Raw genomic sequence first — 2,629 nt, 5'->3', positions numbered from 1 at the left:
TTTTCGTTGTTGAGGATCGACAGAAAAATCTTGTGCTAGAGCGCGTTCGATATCGATAGGGTGGGTGCGATGTCCTTCAATCAGGTTGCTGTAGTAGCAATTCATCGTACGGACTAAATCGCCAATCCCCAAAATCGTCGCCACCTGTAAGTTGCTATTGAGCGCACTACTCTCTACCCACAGTTGCGTTGCCAAATCTGTCAGTACTCGATTTTCCCCCGCAGGTAGCAATGGTTCGATGAGGGCGAGAGATTCCATAATAATGCCGATCTTTTTATCAGCTATATCCTAGTATTTACAATCATTATAGCTTTGTCGATTGCTAATTAGTGCCGATCTTTTTGCCGATCTTGAAGTCAGTGGGGATGTTCTTCTTCAAACAAACCCGCCCATCCCCACCAGTATCTAGAAAATTGTTAGATCGATCGTGGGCATAATAGAAATAATCTCACACCGTCAATACCCATGTCAGCACCCAATCCCCACGAATCAGATCTAGTCTTAGGCGGACAAAATCCACCACCAATTAATGCTGCTGTTTTGGGCGGTGAGGCTGGTAAAAAACAAAAATTACAGTACAAACAGGCTTTTGCGAAAGAAAATAAATTTTGGTGTGATTTCGAATACTTGAATGGGTTACCAAATAGCCACGCAAATATTTTTGCAGATCGACAGGTGGTAAATTTTGAAGCTGGAATGGAAATTATTAATCCTCAAAATAACGCTTATTCTTTCCATGAATATTATGGTTCGGATACTTTTGAGTCAAAATGGTTTTCAGTATTAGAATCTCCCTGTACAAATGAAATTGAGGCTCTAGTTTTTGGAATTGCAGATTGGGATATGGAGCTAATTTCTGTTATTGCTAATGCTAAAGACAAATTAGAAAATCTGAAGGCAATATTTATAGGCGACATAGAAGATAGTGAGTGTATGATTTCTAGCCTGCCGTGCTATGGTGATATTTCTCCTATCTTAGAATCTTACGATCGATTAGAATTTTTGCAGATGAGATGTAATCAGGGGCGAAATGCTCGTACCGGAGAAAAGTTATATGAAGGATTTAGATTTTGCCAGACCTTGAGGCACGATAAATTAAAAATTTTACGAATTGAATCAAGTGGTCTAAATCACCAAACATTGCTAGATATAAATCAATTGAAGTTGCCAAGCTTAGAGTATTTAGAACTATGGCTGGGAAGTCCAGAGTATGGCGCAAACTCATCCATAGAAGATCTCATTCCGATGATTAGCAGTGAAAAGTTTTCACAGTTAAAATACTTAGGATTTAAGAATTGTGATTATACTGATGATATTGCTTTTGCCTTAGCTAAATCACCTTTCCTAGAAAACTTAATTGAGTTAGATTTATCGATGGGGACTTTGGGCAACGATGGTTTATTAGCATTATTGAATTCTCCTGCTATTGAATACTTAGATACACTAAATATCAGCGAAAACTTTATAACTAGGGGTTTTATTGAAAATATACTGCCTACATTTGAACTCAATTGCAAACTCATTATAGATCGGCAAGAGTGTGGTTATGAATCTGTGCCTCGATCGGAGCGATATTGTTCAGTTAGTGAATAATTCGTGAGATTGGGCATAATTAAAATAATCAAAAATCAAAAATTGAATCATGGCTGAATATCAAAAAATCGAATACCGCATCGGTAAAGACGGTAAAGTCACCGAAACCGTCATTAATGGTAACGGCGAAACCTGCACCCTTGCTACCCAAGATATCGAAGCATCCTTGGGTAAAGTCGAATCGCGAGAACTATTACCCGAATACCATGATGGCGCGGATAACTTCCTCGTTAACGAACAGTCTCAATCTAACGAAAATCAAGGATAGTCGAGATGGAGCCAGAATTAATCGGTGGGTTGGTGGGGACTTTCACGAGTATCGCGACTTTAGGGTTCTTTTATTGGAGATCGCTTAAAATTGCGAAAGCCAGTCGAGTAGCATTAGAATCACGCTTAACTCAGGAAATTGACACTTTAAAAGATCGATCGCAAGCAACTGAATCAGCCTTACAGTTCCAACTAACTGAGGTAAAATCTCAACTTCAAACTAGCGAAGTCAAAAGAGCAAAGTTAGAAGAAGAAATTGCCGCGCTGACACAACAATGTCAGCGATTGCGGGAGGAATTGAAGACACAAGCAGCCCAGGTACAAGCAGATGCGATCGAGGGTGGTTTCGAGCAGATTCAAACTCTCTTAACTCAATATCCCAGCGTGCGAAAGATGGTAGAAAGTCAGCCAGATTTACCCGCTCGAAATATCGTCGCTTTATTAACTTCTCTGGAAAATCTCGTTAAATTCTGGGAGTGTCAATCGATCGGCAAACCTTGGGAAATGGTCGAATATGCTCCACAACTGCATCAAAGTGATGTGGATGATATTCAGGTAGGTGAATCGGTTTATGTGCGGTTTATCGGCTATCGTAAGGGCGATCAAATTTTGATTCCTGCAAAGGTGAGTCGAACTTTACCTGCGAATGCGAAATGATGGTGCGTTGGAGAGTGTTTGAAAAGTTAAATTTGTTACGCCTAAACCCTAGAGAATCCCCCAACCCCCTTTTTAAGGGGGCTAAGAAAAAGCTTGCTCAGATTGGACTCTT

The 2,629-nt window shown here is 40.1% G+C and carries 3 protein-coding genes and 1 pseudogene; 3 read left to right on the top strand and 1 reads right to left on the bottom strand.

What is annotated here, in order from left to right; translation table 11 throughout:
• Nucleotides 1-258 (bottom strand): annotated as a pseudogene (locus RMO55_RS08145) (Fic family protein); the annotation flags it as partial.
• A 207-nt stretch (nucleotides 259-465) separates the two neighbouring features.
• On the opposite strand from RMO55_RS08145, the gene RMO55_RS08140 reads away from it, so the two are divergent.
• From RMO55_RS08140 to RMO55_RS08130, 3 genes are read left to right on the top strand one after another with little or no spacing between them, the layout of a single operon-like run.
• Nucleotides 466-1,593, top strand: coding sequence for a hypothetical protein (locus RMO55_RS08140; RefSeq protein WP_310425662.1), 1,128 nt, complete (start codon nucleotides 466-468; stop codon nucleotides 1,591-1,593).
• A gap of 49 nt (nucleotides 1,594-1,642) precedes the next feature.
• On the top strand, nucleotides 1,643-1,861 hold the full coding sequence (locus RMO55_RS08135) for a DUF2997 domain-containing protein (RefSeq protein ID WP_310425660.1): 219 nt from the start codon (nucleotides 1,643-1,645) through the stop codon (nucleotides 1,859-1,861).
• Nucleotides 1,862-1,866: 5 nt separating this feature from the next.
• Entirely contained in the window at nucleotides 1,867-2,517 is a 651-nt protein-coding gene (locus tag RMO55_RS08130) for a molecular chaperone GrpE (protein ID WP_310425658.1), read from the top strand.
• Nucleotides 2,518-2,629 lie beyond the last annotated feature (112 nt).

The sequence above is a fragment of the Chamaesiphon sp. VAR_48_metabat_135_sub genome (genome assembly GCF_031418915.1).
Lineage (GTDB): Bacteria > Cyanobacteriota > Cyanobacteriia > Cyanobacteriales > Chamaesiphonaceae > Chamaesiphon.
The sequence above is the reverse complement of the archived record's forward strand: the minus strand, read 5'-3'. Positions and strand labels throughout refer to the sequence as shown.

Excerpts from the sequence above, each read along its gene's own strand:
- RMO55_RS08140 (WP_310425662.1), top strand. The coding sequence starts at position 466 with ATGTCAGCACCCAATCCCCACGAATCAGATCTAGTCTTAGGCGGACAA.
- RMO55_RS08135 (WP_310425660.1), top strand. The coding sequence starts at position 1,643 with ATGGCTGAATATCAAAAAATCGAATACCGCATCGGTAAAGACGGTAAA.
- RMO55_RS08130 (WP_310425658.1), top strand. The coding sequence starts at position 1,867 with ATGGAGCCAGAATTAATCGGTGGGTTGGTGGGGACTTTCACGAGTATC.